At 60.2% G+C, this 19,445-nt stretch carries 18 protein-coding genes and 2 tRNA genes; 16 read left to right on the top strand and 4 right to left on the bottom strand.

The annotated features are described in order from the left end of the window. Positions 1-52 precede the first annotated feature (52 nt). The 4 genes from LPB072_RS14145 to earP all read right to left on the bottom strand — a co-directional run bounded on the left by LPB072_RS14145 (position 53) and on the right by earP (position 3,761). A complete protein-coding gene (locus LPB072_RS14145) occupies positions 53-937 on the bottom strand; it encodes an LOG family protein (protein WP_066084616.1) in 885 nt (294 codons plus the stop codon). Between the two features lie 19 nt (positions 938-956). Next, complete coding sequence (locus LPB072_RS14140; RefSeq protein WP_066084619.1) at positions 957-1,835, bottom strand: AEC family transporter; 879 nt, start codon at positions 1,833-1,835, stop codon at positions 957-959. Between the two features lie 87 nt (positions 1,836-1,922). Continuing rightward, positions 1,923-2,477, bottom strand: a complete 555-nt coding sequence (gene efp, locus LPB072_RS14135) for an elongation factor P (protein WP_066084624.1) — start codon at positions 2,475-2,477, stop codon at positions 1,923-1,925. Positions 2,478-2,627: 150 nt separating this feature from the next. After that, entirely contained in the window at positions 2,628-3,761 is a 1,134-nt protein-coding gene (gene earP / locus LPB072_RS14130) for an elongation factor P maturation arginine rhamnosyltransferase EarP (protein ID WP_066084628.1), read from the bottom strand. Between the two features lie 68 nt (positions 3,762-3,829). Between earP and uvrC the strand changes: the two genes are divergently transcribed. The 16 genes from uvrC (at position 3,830) to nrtS (ending at position 19,419) form a co-directional block, all read left to right on the top strand. Further along, on the top strand, positions 3,830-5,890 hold the full coding sequence (gene uvrC, locus LPB072_RS14125) for an excinuclease ABC subunit UvrC (protein WP_066084634.1): 2,061 nt from the start codon (positions 3,830-3,832) through the stop codon (positions 5,888-5,890). Between the two features lie 72 nt (positions 5,891-5,962). Then, complete coding sequence (locus tag LPB072_RS14120) at positions 5,963-6,439, top strand: DUF3592 domain-containing protein (protein WP_157694103.1); 477 nt, start codon at positions 5,963-5,965, stop codon at positions 6,437-6,439. A gap of 89 nt (positions 6,440-6,528) precedes the next feature. Next, the gene (gene pgsA, locus LPB072_RS14115; RefSeq protein ID WP_066084641.1) at positions 6,529-7,098 is read left to right on the top strand and encodes a CDP-diacylglycerol--glycerol-3-phosphate 3-phosphatidyltransferase; all 570 of its coding nucleotides are present in this window, start codon (positions 6,529-6,531) and stop codon (positions 7,096-7,098) included. Between the two features lie 6 nt (positions 7,099-7,104). After that, on the top strand, positions 7,105-8,010 hold the full coding sequence (locus LPB072_RS14110; protein WP_066084644.1) for a DMT family transporter: 906 nt from the start codon (positions 7,105-7,107) through the stop codon (positions 8,008-8,010). Between the two features lie 70 nt (positions 8,011-8,080). Then, on the top strand, positions 8,081-9,175 hold the full coding sequence (locus LPB072_RS14105) for a tartrate dehydrogenase (protein WP_066084647.1): 1,095 nt from the start codon (positions 8,081-8,083) through the stop codon (positions 9,173-9,175). Between the two features lie 290 nt (positions 9,176-9,465). Further along, the gene (locus tag LPB072_RS14100; protein ID WP_066084650.1) at positions 9,466-9,738 is read left to right on the top strand and encodes an HU family DNA-binding protein; all 273 of its coding nucleotides are present in this window, start codon (positions 9,466-9,468) and stop codon (positions 9,736-9,738) included. Positions 9,739-9,758: 20 nt separating this feature from the next. Then, positions 9,759-9,834: transfer RNA gene (locus tag LPB072_RS14095), tRNA-Val, on the top strand. Positions 9,835-9,926: 92 nt separating this feature from the next. Continuing rightward, a complete protein-coding gene (locus tag LPB072_RS14090) occupies positions 9,927-11,828 on the top strand; it encodes a SurA N-terminal domain-containing protein (protein ID WP_066084652.1) in 1,902 nt (633 codons plus the stop codon). Positions 11,829-11,891: 63 nt separating this feature from the next. Further along, positions 11,892-11,967, top strand: a tRNA-His gene (locus LPB072_RS14085). A gap of 989 nt (positions 11,968-12,956) precedes the next feature. Further along, a complete protein-coding gene (locus tag LPB072_RS14080; protein WP_066084654.1) occupies positions 12,957-13,769 on the top strand; it encodes a glutathione S-transferase family protein in 813 nt (270 codons plus the stop codon). 12 nt (positions 13,770-13,781) lie between these two features. Further along, positions 13,782-14,546 (top strand): SDR family NAD(P)-dependent oxidoreductase, encoded by a 765-nt coding sequence (locus LPB072_RS14075; protein WP_066084657.1) that lies wholly within the window; start codon positions 13,782-13,784, stop codon positions 14,544-14,546. A 181-nt stretch (positions 14,547-14,727) separates the two neighbouring features. Next, the gene (locus LPB072_RS14070; RefSeq protein WP_066084661.1) at positions 14,728-15,729 is read left to right on the top strand and encodes a TRAP transporter substrate-binding protein; all 1,002 of its coding nucleotides are present in this window, start codon (positions 14,728-14,730) and stop codon (positions 15,727-15,729) included. Between the two features lie 2 nt (positions 15,730-15,731). Beyond that, on the top strand, positions 15,732-16,244 hold the full coding sequence (locus LPB072_RS14065; RefSeq protein WP_066084665.1) for a TRAP transporter small permease: 513 nt from the start codon (positions 15,732-15,734) through the stop codon (positions 16,242-16,244). Positions 16,245-16,262: 18 nt separating this feature from the next. Beyond that, positions 16,263-17,591, top strand: a complete 1,329-nt coding sequence (locus tag LPB072_RS14060) for a TRAP transporter large permease (RefSeq protein ID WP_066084668.1) — start codon at positions 16,263-16,265, stop codon at positions 17,589-17,591. A gap of 57 nt (positions 17,592-17,648) precedes the next feature. Then, positions 17,649-19,088, top strand: a complete 1,440-nt coding sequence (locus LPB072_RS14055) for an aldehyde dehydrogenase family protein (protein ID WP_066084672.1) — start codon at positions 17,649-17,651, stop codon at positions 19,086-19,088. 40 nt (positions 19,089-19,128) lie between these two features. Next, positions 19,129-19,419: a nitrate/nitrite transporter NrtS gene (nrtS, locus tag LPB072_RS14050; RefSeq protein WP_197508830.1), complete on the top strand. Its 291-nt coding sequence runs from the start codon at positions 19,129-19,131 to the stop codon at positions 19,417-19,419. Positions 19,420-19,445 lie beyond the last annotated feature (26 nt).

Here is a 19,445-nt window from a genome sequence, read left to right as displayed (position 1 = left end):
TTCATTGAGACAGAGTCGATCGGGATGCCTGCCCCTTGGCGTGAGGCGTCGTTCAGGCTCTTGGTAAAGCGTAGAACTTGAGAATGTAGTTCCAGGCATCCATGGGGTCGTCCACGTAGGTGAAGAGGTTCAGATCCTGAGGCGAAATCGTGCCTTCTTCCACCAGCACGTCGAGGTTCAACAAGCGCTTCCAGTAGTCGCTGCCAAACAGCACGATGGGCACTGGTTTGGCCTTGCCGCACTGCACCAGGGTGATGACTTCAAACAGCTCATCGAGCGTGCCAAATCCACCAGGGAGCGCCACCAGGGCTTTGGCCCGCATCATGAAGTGCATCTTGCGCAACGCGAAGTAGTGGAACTTGAAGCAGAGCTCGGGTGTGATGTAGGGGTTGCCTGATTGTTCGTGGGGCAGCGAGATATTGAGGCCCACGTTGAGTGCCCCTTCGTCGTGCGCGCCGCGGTTCGCCGCTTCCATGATGCCGGGGCCTCCGCCGGTGCAAACATACAGCTGGTCTTCTTTCGGGCAGCCAGCGCTGTAGCGAGCCACGATGCGCGCAAATTCCCGGGCCTTGTCGTAGTAGGCCGAGTTGCGCAGCAGTGCTTGCGCGCGGGCGATGGCCTGCGCATCGCCACTGGCCTCAGCGACCGCCAACTGCTCCTGGGCAATTGAGGCTTCGCGCACGCGTGCGCTGCCAAACACCACCACGGTGTTGTCTATGCCCAGGTCTTGCTGGGCCAGATCGGGCTTGAGCATTTCCAACTCAAACCGGATACCGCGAGTTTCACGGCGCAACAGAAACTCAGGGTCGGCAAAGGCCAGGCGGTAGGCGTCGGCCTTCAGGTCGTTGCCGTTGTTGGCATGGGCTTGCAGCTCGGCCCAGGCGTCGGCGAGGCGGCGTTCGGTGAAGGTTTGTGTCAAGTGTTCTGTGGATTCCATTGAGATATCTTTCGTGTCTTTAAAGGCCCAAAGCGAGCGCAAGCGGAACAAAAAGCACTGCCAACGCATTGCCGAGCATGATCATCGCACCGACTTTGTCGGGTTCCTGTTGGTATCGCTCGGCGAGCATGAACTGAATCACGGCAGGCGGTAGTGCCGCGAACAGGAGAAGCTGCCCGCGGGGGGCACCTTCCAGGCCCAACGCCCATGCCAGAGGAATGCCAATGGCCAGTCCAACGAGCGGTCGGGCCAACGCACCGAGCATGCCCAGCGCCAGGCCGGAACGGGTGAGGGCGGTCAGGCGGGTGCCCAGGGCAAACAGCATCATGGGCAGCAGCGCATCGCCCAGCAGCTTCATGCCCGACAGCATCACTTCGGGTGGGCGCACATCGGTGAAGGCGCTGGCAAAGCCGAGCAACGTGGCGATCATCAAGGGACTCATCAGCAGGTCGCGGGAGCGGGCGCTGTGGCTTGTGATGCGGGCGCCGAGCGAAAAGTGCAGCAGGTTGCTTACCGAAAACAGCGCCACGGCAGCGCCAAAATGCTCTGAGCCGAATGCCAGTAGCGCCAGTGGCAAGCCCATGTTGCCGCAGTTGTTGAACATCACCACGGGCACCAGGGTGCGAGGCTGGGCACCGGTGATCTTGGCCAGGGGCAGTGCCAGCAAGCCGCTGCCCAGGATCAACACAGTGCCCCCGATCAGCAGGGTCCAGTGGTCGGCTATCTGAAAATCTTTGGCGGCCAATGCCGAATACACCAGCAAGGGCGCCAACACGTCGAGCGCGATGCGGTTGAATGACGCCATGTCGGGGCGCATGCGCAGCGCATAGCCGTAGCCGATCGCCACGATAAAAAACACCGGGATGATGACGTCAGCGATGCGGTTGATCAGTTCCATGGGCTTCAGGGGTTAATTGGGAATGCAAAAAGGCTCCCAGAGGAGCCTTTTTGAACCTTTTGAGACCAACAGGCCTAAAGGTCGTCTTCAGACGCGCTTGCGGTATTCGCCTGTGCGGGTGTCGATTTCGATCTTGTCGTCTTGCGCCACAAACAAGGGCACTGCAACTTCGAAGCCGGTGGCGATCTTGGCTGGCTTGAGCACTTTGCCGGAGGTGTCGCCTTTGACGGCTGGCTCGGTCCAGGTGATCACGCGCTCAACGCTGGTGGGCAATTCCACCGAAATCGCCTTGCCTTCGTAAAACACCACCTCGACGGTCATACCGTCTTCGAGGTAGTTGAGCGCGTCGCCCATGTTTTCGGCTTCGACTTCGTACTGGTTGAAATCGGTGTCCATGCACACGTACATGGGATCCGCGAAGTAAGAGTATGTGCACTCTTTCTTGTCCAGGATGATCTGTTCCATCTTGTCGTCAGCCCGGCACACCACTTCGGTAGCCATGTTGTTCAACAAGGCCTTGAGTTTCAGGCGCACGGTGGCGGCGCCACGGCCGCCACGGGCGTACTCGGTTTTCAGGACGATCATGGGGTCCTTGCCGTGCATGATCACATTGCCGGCGCGGAGTTCTTGGGCGATTTTCATAGGGATTCCAACTGTTGGGGCCGCAGGTTCCGGCAAGACGGCTAGGTCAGGGAACGGAGCTGATGGCAAGCATCTGTGCGGCGAGACAGATGGTTGGCGGGCAGATCGGTGGCTCGAAGTTTCGGCCTGATTTCCGCAAAGCCTTGAATTTTATCGCTTTTTCGCTATGAATTCGAGCACCTGGGTCACGAGGTCGGGTTGAAGGAGCAGGCGTTCGCGCGCAGCCAAGGCGCAGGTGCGCCATTCGTCGACCACCGCCCAGCCCGGCCACACCTCGTAACGAGGTCGTGAGACCCCGTTCCAGAGCCGGTGAAACTGGCGCAGTGAAGGCGGCGCCTGCAACCAGTCAAGAAAGGCTTCGAGCTTGGCGTGGTGGGCGTTGTCGTGTTGGGGGTAGATGTGCCACACGAAAGCCTGGCCGGCCCAGAGCGCACGCACCAGGGAGTCCTCGCCGCGCACGAAGTTGAGATCGCAGGTCCAGAGCAGGTGGTCGAATTCGGTCTGGGTCAAGGGCGCCAAGGTGTGCACCTCGCAGGGGGTGCCCGTGAGGCCTTGTTGTGCGTGGGCCAGGGCTTGGGCAGAGCGACCATGGGTGGCCAGCCAGGTACTGGGCAACGGGTCTTCAGCCACTTCACGCAGCACTTGTTGCAAGGGGGGTGGTTCGTAACAGAACAGGCCGATTCGCCGTGTGGCGGCATCGCTGGGGAGGTCTTGGTTGTGCAACCAGTTGGTGGCGTCGAATTGGTGTCGCCGCTCCATGAGATCGGGTTCCCGCAGCAGGCCACCGGTGGCGGGCGTGAAGCCGGGGTAGAAAAACCACTTGGTCAGGCCACCCAGCGGCCCGGTGAAAATCGGCGAGGGCAAGCGGTGGCAACGTTCCACATAGCTTTCCGCGCTCATGTATTCGAGGTTGAGCCAGGTGGGCTGTGGGTGGCCAGTAGCGATGCGCCCGGCCAACCAGTCCATCCATTCGGGTGCCGGGTCGCAGCCAAAGGCCTCCACCCAGATACCGGCTGGAGGGCTTTGTTGCAGCGATCCCGGGGGCAGTGGGTCGGTCCAGTGCCACACCGCGATGTCAGGCACCAGGCCTTCCAGCGCGCCCGGCACCATCCAGCTCAAGGCATCGGGGGCATCGATCCACAGTCGCACCGATTGGCCGCGTTGTGCCAGATTGCTGCAAAACCGCCAGCACACGCCAATATCGCCCAGGTTGTCGATGACGCGGCAGAACACGTCCCACTGAGGGCGCGGGTCGGGTTGGGTGGGCAGCAAGCGAGCGGGCATGGCGTGATCTTGCCGTATTTGGTGCGGGCCGGTTTCATCGGGTGTGTTGGCCGTTCACAATAACGCCCATGTCTGAGATGCATTCCGAACAGTTGTTGAGCGAAGTGGCCGCGTTGCCGGGCTTGCCCGGGGTGTACCGCTATTTCGACGCGCAGGGCCAGTTGCTCTACGTGGGCAAGGCGCGCCACCTCAAAAAGCGGGTCAGCAGCTATTTCCAGAAAACGCTGGATGGCACACGCATTGGTCAGATGGTCAGCCGAATCCACCGCATGGAAACCACGGTGGTGCGCTCCGAGGCGGAAGCGCTGCTCTTGGAAAACAACCTGATCAAGACGCTGAACCCCAAGTTCAACATCCTGTTTCGCGACGACAAAAGCTACCCCTACCTGAAGATAACCGGCACGCGGGAGACCTACCGCACCGCCGGGCCCAAACCGGTGCCGTCCATCGCATTTCCGCGCATGGCCTATTACCGCGGTGCGGTGGACCGGCGTCACAGCTACTACGGGCCATACCCCAGTGCCTGGGCCGTGAAGGAGTCGGTGACCCTCTTGCAAAAGGTATTTCGGCTGCGCACGTGCGAAGACACGGTGTTTGCCAACCGAACGCGGCCTTGTTTGCTCTACCAGATCAAGCGCTGCAGCGGGCCTTGTGTGGACCTGATCGATGATGCCGCTTACGGTCGCGATGTGGCCGACGCCGAGGCGTTTTTACGAGGGGAAACGCAGGCCGTGCTCGATGCGCTGGAGGCACGCATGATGGGCCACGCCGAGAAGCTGGAGTTTGAACAGGCAGCAGAGATTCGCAATCAGATGAGTGCGCTGTCTCGCGTCTTGCACCAGCAAGCCATGGACAACGTGTCGGACAAGGATGTGGACGTGCTGGCGGTGAAGGTGCATGGTGGGCGCGCTTGCGTGAACCTTGCCATGGTGCGTGGGGGACGGCATTTGGGCGATCGACCCTACTTTCCAGCCCATGTGGACGACGCGACGCAGATCGACCAGGCACTGAGCGAGGAGGGCGCCGATGCGCCTTCCCCGGCGCAGGACCCGGCGGACCGGGTGCCGGTCAAAGTGCTGGAGGCGTTCATCGCGCAACACTATCTCGGTGTACCCATGCCGCACACGCTGGTCACGAGCCACCCCGTGGCCAAGGGGCTGCTGGAAGCGCTCAGCGAGCAGACCGGCGCCAAGGTCAATGCCGTGCACCAGCCGCGCGAGCACCGCCGCATCTGGCTGGAGATGGCGCAGAAAAATGCGGAGATCGCGCTGGCTCGACTGCTGGCCGAAGAAGGCTCTCAGCAGGCGCGCACCCGCGCGCTGGCCGATGCCCTGCAACTGCCAGACGATCAACTGGAGACGTTGCGCATTGAGTGTTTCGACATTTCGCACACGGCAGGGGAATCGACCCAAGCCTCGTGCGTGGTCTTCGAAGACCACAAAATGCAAAACAGCCAGTACCGCCGCTACAACATCGATGGCATCACGCCGGGCGACGATTACGCGGCGATGAAGCAGGTGCTGCTGCGGCGCTACGGCAAGATCGCCGAGGCGATTCAAGCCGAGGCCGAAGGGGCCTTGACGGTCAAGGCGCCAGCGGCCGCGGCACCGGCGCCCGAGGGCGAAGAGTCTCAGGCGGAGGTTGCCACGGACGCCGCCAGCGGTCTGCCCAAAGGCCCGCGCATGCCCGATCTGGTTTTGATTGATGGCGGCAAAGGCCAGGTCAGCATGGCGCGCGAGGTATTTCAACAGCTCAAGCTCGATTTGTCGCTGATCGTGGGCGTGGAAAAGGGCGAGGGCCGCAAGGTCGGTTTGGAAGAACTGGTGTTCGCCGACGGCCGGGAGAAGGTGTACCTGGGTCACGATTCGGCGGCGCTGATGCTGGTTGCCCAGATTCGCGACGAGGCCCACCGTTTCGCCATCACCGGCATGCGCGCCCAGCGCGCCAAGGTGCGCACCGGCGGCAGCAAGCTGGAGGACATTCCCGGCGTGGGCCCCAAGAAACGGGCGCGGTTGCTGCAGCGATTTGGGGGCGTGCGTGGCGTGGCGAGCGCGAGCGTGGAAGACCTTTGTACGATTGAAGGCATTTCCGGCGAGTTGGCGGATGCGATTTACCGCGCGCTGCATTGAGCGCGGGGCGCTGGAGGTTTTGCATGGACAGGAGGGTTTCGCATGCTGGAGGTTTGGGCACACACGCTGGCCATGTGGCAGCAGTTGTGGCAAGGGGAGGCGCAGGCGATCATTTTTTGGGCCGCGGTCTATTGCTTCCTGATCGGCCTGTTTTCGCTGACGTATCAGTTGCGCATTCGCAGCTGGCGCGTCGCATCCGGGGTGCTGGCGAAGGCCGGCCTGGAGCGATGGGGCGGCCCGGAATGGGTCAAATCCGACCAGCAGTACAGCCTCAAGGCGGCCTATGTTTATCGGGTGGACGGGCGCGTTCATGAAGGCCACCGGGTCTCTTCCTGGGTGATGGTGGCGAGCCACAACGCGCGCTTCCTCCTCGAATCCCAACTCAAGGGCGTGCAGCGGCATGCCGACGGCACGGTGTCCGTGTTCTACAACCCGAGGCGGCCACACAAGAGTTTTTTGATCCGCCCGGGGGTGGTGGGCATGCTGGTCACCTGTGTCCTTATGCTCGGCCCGGCTTTCTATTACTGGGAGCGCTTCCATGGCGCTTGACCAAGTCCTCAAGGGCGCTCGCGAGCGCTTCGAAGCGGGGCGCCGGATGCGAGCGCCGGATCTGTTGCCTCTGCACCCATAATCCTCCCATGTTCTTCAACATTCCCACCTTGCTGACTTGGGCGCGCATCGTCGCCATTCCATTGATTGTGGGCGTGTTCTACCTGCAAGGATTCACGCGCGCGGAACAGAACCTGATTGCCACGGTGATGTTTGTTGTATTCGCGCTGACCGACTGGGCCGATGGCTTCTTGGCCCGCAAGCTCAACCAGACTTCAGCCTTTGGCGCATTTCTCGATCCGGTGGCCGACAAGTTTCTGGTCTGCGCCAGTGTGCTGGTGTTGGTTCACCTGGGGCGGGCGGACGTTTTCGTGGGGCTCATCATCATTGGCCGCGAAATCGCCATCTCGTCGCTGCGCGAATGGATGGCGATCATCGGTGCGACCAAAAGTGTGGCGGTGCACATGGTCGGCAAGCTGAAGACCTCGGTGCAAATGACCGCGATTCCCTTCCTGCTGTTTGATGGCGTGGCTTTGGGCCTGATTGATACCAGCGTCTGGGGCACCTGGCTGATCTGGGCCTCGGCCGTGTTGACGGTCTGGTCGATGGTCTATTACCTGCAAAAAGCCTTGCCCGAGATTCGCGCTCGATCCCGGTGAGCTGATATGACCGCTCCTGCGCAAGACAATGGCTGGCTGCGCGCCATGCCTTGGGTGTTCGTTCTGATCTGGAGCACCGGGTTCATCGTGGCGCGCTTTGGCATGCCTCATGCGCCACCCATGAAGTTCCTGGCTGTGCGCTACGCCCTGTCCATTCTGTGTTTCCTGCCCTGGATCTGGGTGGCCCGGGTTCGGTGGCCGACCAACCGCACGCAATGGTTGCACCTGTCGGTCACGGGTGTCTTGATGCACGCAGGCTACCTGGGCGGCGTTTGGGCTGCTGTGAAGGCGGGCATGGGTTCTGGTCTGTCTGCATTGATCGTGGGCATACAGCCGGTGCTTACCGCGATCTGGCTCAGTGCCATGGGCGGCGCCGAAGGCCATGTCACACGACGCCAATGGGTGGGGCTGTTGCTCGGTTTTGCCGGATTGCTCCTGGTGGTCTCGCGCAAGTTCGGAACCGGGGGGGCCGGCGATCAGGCCAATTGGCTCAACCTCTCTTTTGCGGTCCTGGCACTGTTCTCCATCACCGCCGGCACGCTGTACCAGAAGAGGTTCGTCAAACCCTGTGATGTGCGCAGCGCCAACTCGGTGCAACTTCTGGCGGCCCTTGTGGTCACCTTGCCACTCGCTCTGATTGAAACCGAGACCATCCGTTGGACTGGCGAGTTGATGGGGGCCATGGCCTGGTCGGTTCTGGGTTTGACCCTGGGGGGCAGTTCACTTCTGTATCTGCTGATTCAGCGCGGAGCGGCAGCACAGGTATCGAGCCTGATGTACCTGGTGCCACCTTGCACGGCGTTGATCGCATGGATGGTGTTCGACGAGCCCATTTCGATCATCACGCTCGCCGGCATCGGCTTGACCGCATTCGGGGTGAGTTTGGTGGTTCGGCCTCCCAAGCCCGTCTGATGACAAACCGATTTCCATTGCCGGGTGGAAGGCCAGGCCTTCTCCGGCGCAGTCTTTTTTGGAGCACGATATGAAGCCACTTCACCGCATCGCGGTCATCGCAGGCGATGGCATTGGTCAGGAGGTGATGCCGGAAGGCATTCGCGTCATGGAAGCTGCCGCTTCGAAGTTCGATATTGGGTTGCAGTTCGATCGCTTTGACTTTGCCAGCTGTGCCTACTACGAGCAACACGGCAAGATGCTGCCCGACGATTGGAAATCCCGGATCGGCAGTCACGATGCGATCTATTTTGGTGCAGTGGGCTGGCCTGAAAAGGTGCCAGACCACATTTCACTTTGGGGCTCGCTGCTGCTGTTTCGCCGCGAGTTCGACCAGTACGTGAACGTGCGACCAGCCAAGCTGATGCCGGGTGTGACCGCCCCAGTGGTGAGGCGCGATGGCTCGCCTCGCCAGCCCGGTGAAATCGATATGGTGATCGTGCGCGAAAACACCGAAGGCGAATACTCCAGCATTGGTGGGCGCATGTTTCCTGGCACAGAGCGTGAAATCGTGGTTCAGGAAACCGTCATGTCGCGTATCGGGGTCGACCGGGTCTTGCGCTATGCCTTCGAGGTGGCGCGTTCGCGACCCAAAAAACACCTCACCAGTGCCACCAAATCCAACGGCATCGCCATCACCATGCCCTACTGGGACGAGCGTGTGGCCGAAATGGCCAAGTCGTACCCGGATGTGACTGTCGACAAGTTTCACATTGATATCCTGACCGCCCATTTTGTACAGCGCCCCGATTTTTTTGATGTCGTTGTAGGCAGCAATTTGTTTGGAGACATCCTGAGCGATCTGGGACCCGCTTGCACTGGAACCATCGGCATTGCGCCCAGCGCGAACCTCAATCCTGATCGCAGCCATCCTTCCCTGTTTGAACCTGTACATGGCTCTGCGCCAGACATCGCAGGCAAGGGCATTGCGAACCCGATTGGCCAAATCTGGTGCGGCGCCATGATGCTTGACCACCTGGGTTACCGAGAGGCGCATGACGCCGTGATGCTCGCTATTGAAGCGGTGCTGCGGTCCGGTAGCGCCGAAGTGCGCACGCCAGACCTGGGCGGCAAAGGCACGACACGTGAAGTGGGCCTGGCAATTTGCCAGGCCTTGCAACGCTGATCCTGTTGGCAGCGGGTTACGTTGTCGTGCAAAAAACACGACCCCAGGCCGATGGCGCTTTTTATGCGTCTAGAATCTGCTCTTTCGCACTGTCGGGGCAGATCCATCGGGTCTTGCATATTGACAGGGGGCTTGCCCAGTGGGTCTAATCAACTCGCATCTGTCGGATCAACTGGTCTGGCCCATTGCGATCTCGAGCGATCCAGTTGTCCTGCTTGGGACAAAGCGCCGCACAAGTGGCGCTCGCTGGCACACACGAATTTTTCAAATCACTTTAAGAGGGGCTATCTGTGAACAAGACCGAACTCGTTGAGCACATTGCTAAAAACGCTGACATTTCCAAGGCGGCTGCAGCGCGTGCACTGGACTCCACCATCACCGCCATTCGCACGACCTTGAAAAAAGGCGGCACTGTTTCCTTGGTCGGTTTTGGTTCGTTTGCTGTGACCAAGCGCCCAGCTCGCAAGGGTCGCAACCCCCGCACCGGCGAAGAGATTAAAATCAAGGCAGCCAAGGTGCCCAAGTTCCGTCCAGGCAAGGCTTTGAAAGACGCGCTCAACTGAGCGGGTCAGGTTTATCGGTGGGGTGCTTAGCTCAGTTGGCAGAGCGGCGCCTTTACACGGCGTAGGTCGGCGGTTCGACCCCGTCAGCACCCACCACCATTGAAAGGCGAACAAGGGTTCGCCTTTTTTGTTGTTTGTTTCCGGCGCGCCGATGGTGCGTCAGGCTTGTTGTTTCAGGGTTTAAAGGCATGTTCGATTCCATCCGCAATCACAAGACGTACCTGATGGGCTTCTTGCTGATCCTGATCATTCCAGGCTTTGTTCTCTTTGGTGTGCAGGGCCTCGCAGATTTCAACCCCGGCAGTGAAGCGGTCGCTTCGGTCAATGGCGACAAAATCACCCAGGCGGAATGGGACTTTGCGCATCGCAACGAGGTTCAGGAATTGCGCCAGTCGAACCCGTCGCTGGATGCCAAGTTGCTCGACAGTCCTGAGGTGAAGTACGCCTCGCTGGAACGGTTGGTGCGTGATCGGTTGCTTAGAGTCGCAGCGGAGAAGTTCCATTTGCAAACCAGTGACCAGACTTTGGCGCGGGCCTTGCAGGAAGACCCGGCCATTGCCGCCTTGCGCGGAGCAGATGGCAAGCTCGACATAGAAGGCTACAAACAGTACGCATTGCGCCGTGGCATGACGCCCGAGGTGTTCGAAGCGAATATGCGCAATGAGTTGTCGTTCCGTCAGGTGGCCTTGGGTGTGGCGGGATCTGGTTTCACGCCGGCATCGGTTGCCGACGTGGCGCTGAATGCCTATTTCGAGCGGCGTGAGATTCAGGTACAGCGGTTCACAGCAAGCGATTTTTCTGCACAAGTGAAACCGACCGATGCGGAAATAGAAACCTTCTACAAAGAGAATTCGGATCAATTTCAGGCCCCTGAGCAGGCCGATGTCGAGTTTGTGATGCTCGACGCTGAAGCGCTGCAAAAGAGCATCGTGCTCAACGCTGCCGACGTGAAGTCCTATTACGACCAAAATGCGGCTCGACTGGCCGGCCCTGAAGAGCGACAGGCCAGCCACATATTGCTGGCCGTCACGCCCAACACCAGTGCCGAAGACAAGGCCGCTTTGCGCGCCAAAGCCCAAGCCTTGCTTGAGCAAGTGCGCAAGGCGCCAGAGACCTTTGCCGATGTCGCCAAGGCCGAGTCAAAAGACCCCGGCTCAGCGGCGAATGGTGGTGACTTGGGCTACTTTGGCCGGGGTGCCATGGTCAAGCCTTTTGAAGACGTGGTGTTTGCGTTGGACAAAGGAGCTATATCCGATGTGGTGGAAACCGATTTTGGCTTTCACATCATCAAACTCATCGATATCAAGGCGCCCAAGGCGAAGCCCTTTGAGGAGATGCGCGCCCAGATCGAGCAAGACCTCAAGCAGCAGGAGGCGCAAAAGCTCTTTTCTGCATCAGCCGAGAAATTCAGCAATCTGGTCTATGAACAAGCTGGCAGCTTGCAACCTGCGGCAGACGAACTCAAGCTGGAAGTACAAAGCTTCAAAGGGCTTACCCGCAACCCGGGTCCTGATGCAGGCGTGTTGAACAATGCCAAGTTGGTCGATGCCATTTTTGCCAGTGAAACCCGTCAAAACAAACACAACACGGAGGCCGTTGATATCGGATCAAGCCGCCTGGTTTCTGCCCGCGTGGTGCAATACCAGGCAGCCCGTACCCGACCATTGGCCGAGGTGAAGGAGTCTGTTCGGGCGTTGCTGGTGGCCCGTCGATCGGCTGATTTGGCGGTGGCCGAAGGTGAGAAAAAGTTGCAGGAGTGGAAGTCGGGTGGGGATGCTTCAGCGCTGCCGGCGGCCATCACAGTGTCGCGCGACAAGCCGGAAGGTCAACCGGTGCAGTTGATGAAGGCTGCGCTGAGTGCCGATCCCAAACAACTGCCAATCTGGGTGGGTGTCAAGCTCGATGGTCAGGGCTATGCCGTGGTGAAGGTGAGCAAGGTGTTGCCCCGTGTTCCACGTGATGAAGCCAGTGGTACCCAGGAGGTGCAGCAATATGGACAGTGGTGGACCGCTGCCGAAAGCCTGGCCTACTACGAACTGCTGAAAGAGCGCTTCAAGGTCAAGATGATGGTGGCCGACCCCCGGAAGTGATGTGCAAAAACCGCAGGATGGCGCTAATGCAAGCAAACTTGGCGCTATAATCTAAGGCTTGAGGTGGCTGTAGCTCAGTTGGTAGAGTCCAGGATTGTGATTCCTGTTGTCGTGGGTTCGAGCCCCATCAGCCACCCCATAGAAACAAGAGAAACCCCGCTATCTCATCGATAGCGGGGTTTTTTGTTTGGGGGGTGCTTGACGGCACCCTGTTGGCCACTTGCTCTGATCGCGAGTAGATCCATGCCTCGCTGCCGCTCAAAGAGTCGATACCGTGTTGCGTTCAAATTGAACGGCTCTTCTAGGCGAACCCATTTGAATTTGAAGTCCGGGTTCAAGAAAGATGTTCGGGTAATGGGCATTGGCTGACCATGATCCGGATCGCGTCAGGCTTGGCGTTTGCACAGAATGCGCTTGAGCGCGCCCATGTCCAACAGACCATCGGCCACGCTTGGCCTTCTCAAATCCCAACTCACGCAGGCGCGGTCCTTGGCCGGCCGCAGGTAGCCAATGCCTGTCCTCGGGTCAGGCCGTCATTCACTTGTTGGTCGATGCTTTTCAGCAGCTTCTGATTGGTGCGTACGAAAGAGGGCGGTCGGTGACGGCTCCGAGAGGCCATTGGTGGCATCACCCGAAAAAATGCCAAAGGCTTCCCTGACGCCTCGTGCCGCGCCGCTGTGCCTCAGGGCGTTCGCTATGAAACCAGTGCTGGGTGTGCGGGGCAAGTGATTGCGCGAACGGAGACCCGTTGATCTCACTGCTGACCTATCAAGAATTTAGGGGATTACCCGAATTTCATAGGAAAAACGCATAGCTGCTAGAGATGACCTCCTCTATTTGTACCGAATGTGCGCTCCTACACTGCAGCGCATTCGGAGGCAAAGTCCAACGCAGGAGCAGGTTCTTGGTCGCATCGGCATCGCACGAAAAGTTGACGTTGGTCGGTGCCGGTAATGCGGCACTGGTGGGAGAGGCATTCGACCACTCACCAGCAGCGGGCGCCTGTGTTTGCAATGGGTCTGCGCGGTGTGACGCGGACCCGACGGACGCGGCCCGATGAACCTTCGGATGGCCTTTGGGGCCGCGACCAAGTGGCAGCGGATCTCCTTCAACAACTGAGAAAGAACCATGTACACGTTGTATCACCACGGATCTTCCGTGTGCGCCGCCAAGGTGCGTTTTGCGATGGCTGAAAAAGGCCTCGCGTGGGACGGGAAATACCTGGACATTCTGGCCGGCGACCAGTTTGATCCGGCCTACCTCAAGCTCAATCCCAAAGGGGTGGTGCCCACGCTGGTGCACGACAACACGGTCATTCCCGATTCCACGGTGATCTGCGAATACCTCGACATGGTGGAGCCATCGACATCGCTGCATCCGACCGACCCCTGGCTGCATGCTCAAGTGCGCTACTGGAGCAAAGCCATCGACGAAGACCTGCACCCAGCGTGCGGGGCCTTGACCTTCGTGGTTTCCCACCGCCACACCATTGCGCGCTTGGGCAAGGAAAAGCTCGCAGCGTTTTTGTCCGCAACGCCTGACATGTCGGTCACATCCGACTGGAAAGCCAAGAAACGGATGTTCGTCGAGAGTGGCTTCGAGGCCCCAGGTGCGTCGGAGGCACTGAAGCTCTATGACAACTATCTGAAGAAGATGGAAGCCGCCCTGCAAGGCCACGACTGGCTGGTGGGTGACCGGTTCACCATCGCCGACATCGCGATGACGCCTTACGTCAACCGGCTTGCCATGATGAGCTTGTTGGGCATGTGGACCAACGGCCGCCTGCCTCACGTTGAACAGTGGTTCGAACGCATTCAGAAACGGCCCCATTTCAAACCGCAACTGCTGGACTGGATTCCCGAACAGCTGACAGCAGACATGCGCGACAACGGAGCCCTCAGTTGGCCTGAAGTGGCCAAGATTCTCGACATCCAAAACTAACCGGAGACAACGATGAAACAAAACGGACGTGTGCAGGGGAAAGTGGCGGTTGTCAGCGGTGCTGCGCAAGGCATCGGTGCGGTGTTTGCGCAAGCGCTTGCGCGGGAAGGCGCCAGTGTGGTGGTGGTCGATGTCAGCGACACCGCCCCATGTGTTCAAGCCATCACCGATGCCGGCGGCAAAGCCTTGGGCATCAAGGCGGATATCACTTCGAACGCCGATCTGGAGGCGCTTGTCAAACAGGCCGAGGCCGCTTTTGGCCCGATCCAGATACTGGTCAACAACGCGTCGCTGTTTGCGAAGCTGGAGCTCAAGCCCTTCTTCCAGATGACGGAAGAAGAATGGGACCGGGTCATGACCGTCAATGCCCGAGGCACCTTCCAGGCCTGCAAGGCGGTGCTGCCTTCGATGATGAAGGCCGGGGGCGGGAAGATCGTCAACATCGCTTCCGGTACGGTCTATTACGGCCCACCGGGCATGGCCCATTACACCGCGTCAAAAGGCGCGGTGGTGGCGTTGACCAGGTCCATCTCGCGAGAACTCGGCGACAAGAACATCCAGGTGAATGCGATCAACCCAGGCCTCACGGAAAGCGAAGGGCTCAAGGGCAACCACCAGTTTGACGTGGCGCGCGGACCGACAGTGGCCTCCCGGGCGATCAAACGCGAAATGACACCCGAGGACATGGTGGGCACGCTCCTGTACCTCTGTTCGCAGGACAGCGACTTTGTCACCGGCCAATGCCTCAACGTTGACGGCGGAAAGATCAACACCTGATCCCGCAGGACGCCATTCCAGCCCGGCCGGGCAGGGACGGGATGGGCGCCGGAACTGATGCAAAGCGCAGGTGAGCGCAACGCCTGCTTCGGGCGCCGCATGGGAGCGGCCCGATGCCGGGCCCCGAGATTTTCTTGTTCGTTCTTAAAAAAGCCCTATGGGCACCAAGTAGGAGACTCTGATGTTGAACCGTTTCATGTCATTACCCGCCCTGGTCGGCGTCTTTGCCGCCGCATGGTTGTCGGTCACCCCAGCGCAGGCCAAGGAGCTGACGATGGCCTCGCCATTGCCGCCCAGCCACCGATTCACACCCGCCTACCTGCAGGCCTATGCCGACCGATTGAAAGAGGTCTCAGGCGGCCAGCTCACGGTCAAGCTGTACACCGGTGGCTCCCTGAACCCGGCGGTGCCCAAGCAGTACTCGATGTTGCTCGACGGCGTGTTCGACATGGCCTTTGTGGCCCCCATCTACACGGCCGCCGTTTTTCCGACGACCAACACGGTCAGTGTGCCCGGCGTTTGTGCCGATGCCGAAGCCTGCACCAAAGCCTTGTGGCGCGCCTATCCGTTGATCGAGAAAGAGACCAACGCGAAGATCCTGGCCATGTGGACCAACGAAAACCCCGCGCTGATCACCAAGGGCAAGGCGGTTCGCAAGGCCACCGACATGAAGGGTCTCAAGGTGCGCATCAGTGGGCCGGGTGAGGCGCCTTACTGGAGTGCGATGGGTGCCGCGCCGGTCTCGCAGGATGTGACGGAAATCAACCAGAACCTGGCCAATGGCGTGATCGACGGCATTGCCATCGATCCGGCATCGATCATCAGTTTCAAGCTCAACGAAGTGGGCAAGTTCGTGACGCTGGGCGTCCCGGCCCAGGGCATCGCCTTCTCTTTGATGATGAACAAGCAGACCTATGCATCGCTGTCGACGCAAGAGCGCAAGTGGATCGACGCGGTCGCTGGCGAAGCCTTCAGCCTGGCGGGCGTCAAACATGCGGGAGACGAGGATCGGCGGGCCATCGAGGTGGCCAAGAAGTCGGGCATGGAAGTCATTCAGCTGTCGGCCGATGAGGTCCGGGGCTTGACTTCGACCGTTGAGCCCGAAGTCGCCAAATTTCGCGCACAGAAGTTCCGCACGGGTGTCACTGGCGCGCAGGCCTTCGACATGATGAAAGGCCAGTAAGCATGAAACACAGTCCCAGCGCCTGGCTTGACCGCGCGATCGATCTGCTGGGCGGTGTGGGCTCTGTCGCCACCGTGCTGCTGGTGGGCGTGACCTTCGTGACCGTGATTTGGCGGTACGTGCTCGGTCAACCGATTTACGGCATCGACGACGTCGCAAAGATGGCGCTGGTGGTGACGGTTGCCTGTTCCATGGCCTATGGCGCGCGCCGCCATGCCCATGTGCAGGTGGACATTCTGGAAAAACTGGGCGGGCGAAAGGTGACGCGTTTTACCGATGTCGTTGCCCGGTTGATCGGCATCGCCACATTGGCGTTCACCGCCAAGGCCGTGGCCGTCAAAGGGAGTTGCGGCATGTTGTGCGGCAATACCTCCGCCGATCTGGGCATTCCGCACATGCCTTTCTACATGCTGCTGGCATTGGGTTTCGCGTTGTATGCGCTGGTGCTGGTGCTGGAACTCGTGGCCGGGCTGGCGGCATGGTCTGAGCCCCGTGATCCGCACGAAGAAAACTGAACTCCCGAAAGAACAAGAATGTCTGAATTGATGATCGGATTCGGCGGCCTGGCAGCTTTGCTGGTGTTGCTGAGCTTGCGCACGCCTGTTGGCACTGCGATGCTCGCCGTCGGTATCGTGGGCATGTGGATCGTGCATCCCGGTGGCGAACGTGCGGTTGCTTCGACGGTGGCCGGCGCTGCATTCCACCTCTCGAGCGACATGGCGCTGACCATCCTTCCCTTGTTCATCCTGATGGGCAATCTGGCAGGCGTGTCGGGCATGACCCGCGATGTGTACAGCGCTGCGCACGCTTGGCTGGGCCATTTGCGCGGCGGGCTCGCATCGTCCACCATTTTGGGTTGCGCGGGCTTTTCTGCCCTGACCGGTTCGTCCTTGGCTTGCGCTGTCACCATGGGGCGCGTCGCACTGCCTGAAATGAAGCGCTATGGTTACGACGATGCCCTGGCCACCGGCACTGTCGCCGCCGGCGGCACGCTGGGCATCCTGATCCCCCCATCCGCAGGCTTTGTGGTCTACGCCATCTTGACGGAGGAGTCCATAGCGCGTCTCTTCCTGGCAGGCGTGATCCCCGGCGTGATCCTCGCCAGCCTTTTCATCTTTGCCATCTGGTGGCGCGTGCGCCGCAACCCGCAGCTGGCGCCGAGTCTCGCCAACGCGGTGCCGATGCGTGAGAGGGTCGCTTCGCTGGGTCGGGCAGGTTGGTTTCTCGGTGTTCTCTTCTTGTCGATCGGTGGCATCTATAGCGGGGTTTTTTCGGCCATCGAGGCCGCGGGCATCGGCGCCTTCCTGTCTTTCGTGGTGTGTCTGGTGCGGCGCTCGCTGACCTGGCCGGCGCTGCGCGAAGCCCTCAACAGCACGCTGCATTCGACCGCGACCACTTTCTACATTCTCATTGGTGCCTTCGTCTTCACGCCCTTCATCGCGCGCACGGGCCTTCCCGCCGCGGTGACGCAGGCCATCATCGATACCGGCGCGTCACCCATGGCGGTTCTGGTGATTTGCCTGTTGGCTTTGACGGCGTTGGGCATGTTCATGGACGGCTTCGCCATCCTCGTGCTGACCCTGCCCATCCTGCAGCCGTTGATGGAGAGTTATGGGTTTGACATGGTGTGGTTCGGCGTGTTGATGGTGCTGGTTCTGGAGATGGGGCTCATTTCGCCACCAGTGGGCATCAATGTGTTCGTCGTCAAGTCGATTGCACCGCCCGAGGTGCACCTGAACACCATCTTCCGGGGCATCTGGCCTTTCTGGTTTGCCATGCTCGGCTTGATCGTGCTGCTGTTGCTCTTCCCGCAATTGGCTTTGTTGATGCCGCAATCCATGTTTGGTGTGGCGATCACTTGATCTGGCGCCTTCCGATAGGAGGGCAGTCCATGAATTTCGAAAAATGATGGAAACAATATGAACGCAAAAACGGAACTCAAAACGCTTCAACACTGGATAGCGGGCAACTGGGTCGACGCCAGTGGCGCTGAGACATTCGATGTGCTCAACCCACTCGATGACAGCCTGTATTGCCGGGCGGCCAAGGGCACCGGTGCGGATGTGCGCTCGGCGGTTGCGGCCGCCCGGGCGGCATTCCCGACCTACAAGGAAACCACGCCGACCGAACGCGAGCGCTGGTTGTTGCGCATCGCCGAGATCATGGAGGCCCGCAAGGCCGAACTGCTGGATTGCCTGATCGACGAGATCGGATCGCCCATGCAAAAGGCCCTGTTTGAATTCAACAAGGGCCTGACCATGGTCCGCGCTGCCGCCGGCCTTTGCCGAAACGTGCGGGGTGAAACTTTCCCGTCGGACGTGCCCGGCAAGTTCTCCATGTCGATTCGCGCGCCGTTGGGCGTGGTGGCGGTGATCACGCCGTTCAACGTGCCGCTGATCAAAACGACGCGGCTGGTGGCCAATGCCCTGGCGGTGGGCAACACGGTGGTGCACCTGCCTTCGGAAATGGCGCCGCACCTGACGGTGTTGTTCGCCGAGATCGTTGCCGAGGCGGGATTTCCGGCCGGTTCGTACAACCTGGTCACCGGCTTTGGCCATGAAATCGGCAACGATTTGACGAGCCACAAAGACGTCGACTTTGTCACCTTCACCGGTTCGTCTGTTGTCGGTCAGCTGATCAGTGAAATTTGTGCGAAGAACAAGACACCCAACACGCTGGAACTGGGCGGCAAGAGCCCAACGGTCATCCTGGCCGATGCGGATCTCGACAAAGTTGTGCCGCTGGCCGCCCGCTCCATTTTCATGTTCGCCGGCCAGGCCTGCATTGGGTCCAGCCGGTTTTATGTCGAACGCCCGCTGTACGACTCGTTCGTCAAACGGTTCGCCATGGTGGCCTCGAAGGTGGGCATGGGCGATCTGCGCGACCCCAACACCGTCATTGCGCCCATCATTTCCGAGCGGCAACGCAAGCGTGTCAAAGACCACATTGCCGATGCCGTGGCCAAGGGCGCGACCATCGTCACAGGCGGGCAATGGGAGGGCAACCGCTGCCAGCCCACGCTGCTGACCGGCGTCACCGAAGACATGACCGTTTGCAAATCCGAAACCTTCGGACCCGTGGCCTCGATCTATCCGATCGACAGCTATGAAGAGGGCTTGGCGAAGGCCAACGACTCTGAATACGGTCTGTCCTCGGCCATTTTCACCAAAGACATCGACAAGGCTTTTCACTTTGCGCGCAACATCGGCGCGGGCATGTGTCACATCAACGGCGCGACCATCCACGACGAAGCCCATGTGCCCTTTGGCGGCAACGGCGAAAGCGGTGTCGGCCGCGAAGGCACCGATGCCGACCTGGAAGCGATGACGGAACTGAAGTGGATCACCGTCCAGTTGTGACAGCCTGGGCGGCAGCGGGCCGCAACTTTGCAGGTGTGCAATGAGTTCGACCCGCATGCGTCGGTTGCTGATCGTGAACAGCCCCCAGTGGGCCAACGACTTCGTGCAGATCATCCGCCATGCCGGCAACCGGCGGGTGCTGGGCTTCGCCCTGAAGGTTTGTTCCGTCGTTGGCGTGGTGCTCAACCTGATCAATCAAGGGCCGCAGTTGCTGGATGGCGGATCCTTTTCATGGTGGCACGGGGTTCTGAACTTCGTCGTACCGTTTTGCGTCTCGTCGTTCAGCGGCGGTCGCAACGAACTGCGCAACCGGCAGGCGTCGGGATACTGATTGCGCCCGGGTGGCCAGAGGCTGCG

Source organism: Hydrogenophaga crassostreae (assembly GCF_001761385.1).
Taxonomy (GTDB): Bacteria; Pseudomonadota; Gammaproteobacteria; order Burkholderiales; family Burkholderiaceae_C; genus Hydrogenophaga; species Hydrogenophaga crassostreae.
The sequence above is the reverse complement of the archived record's forward strand: the minus strand, read 5'-3'. Positions and strand labels throughout refer to the sequence as shown.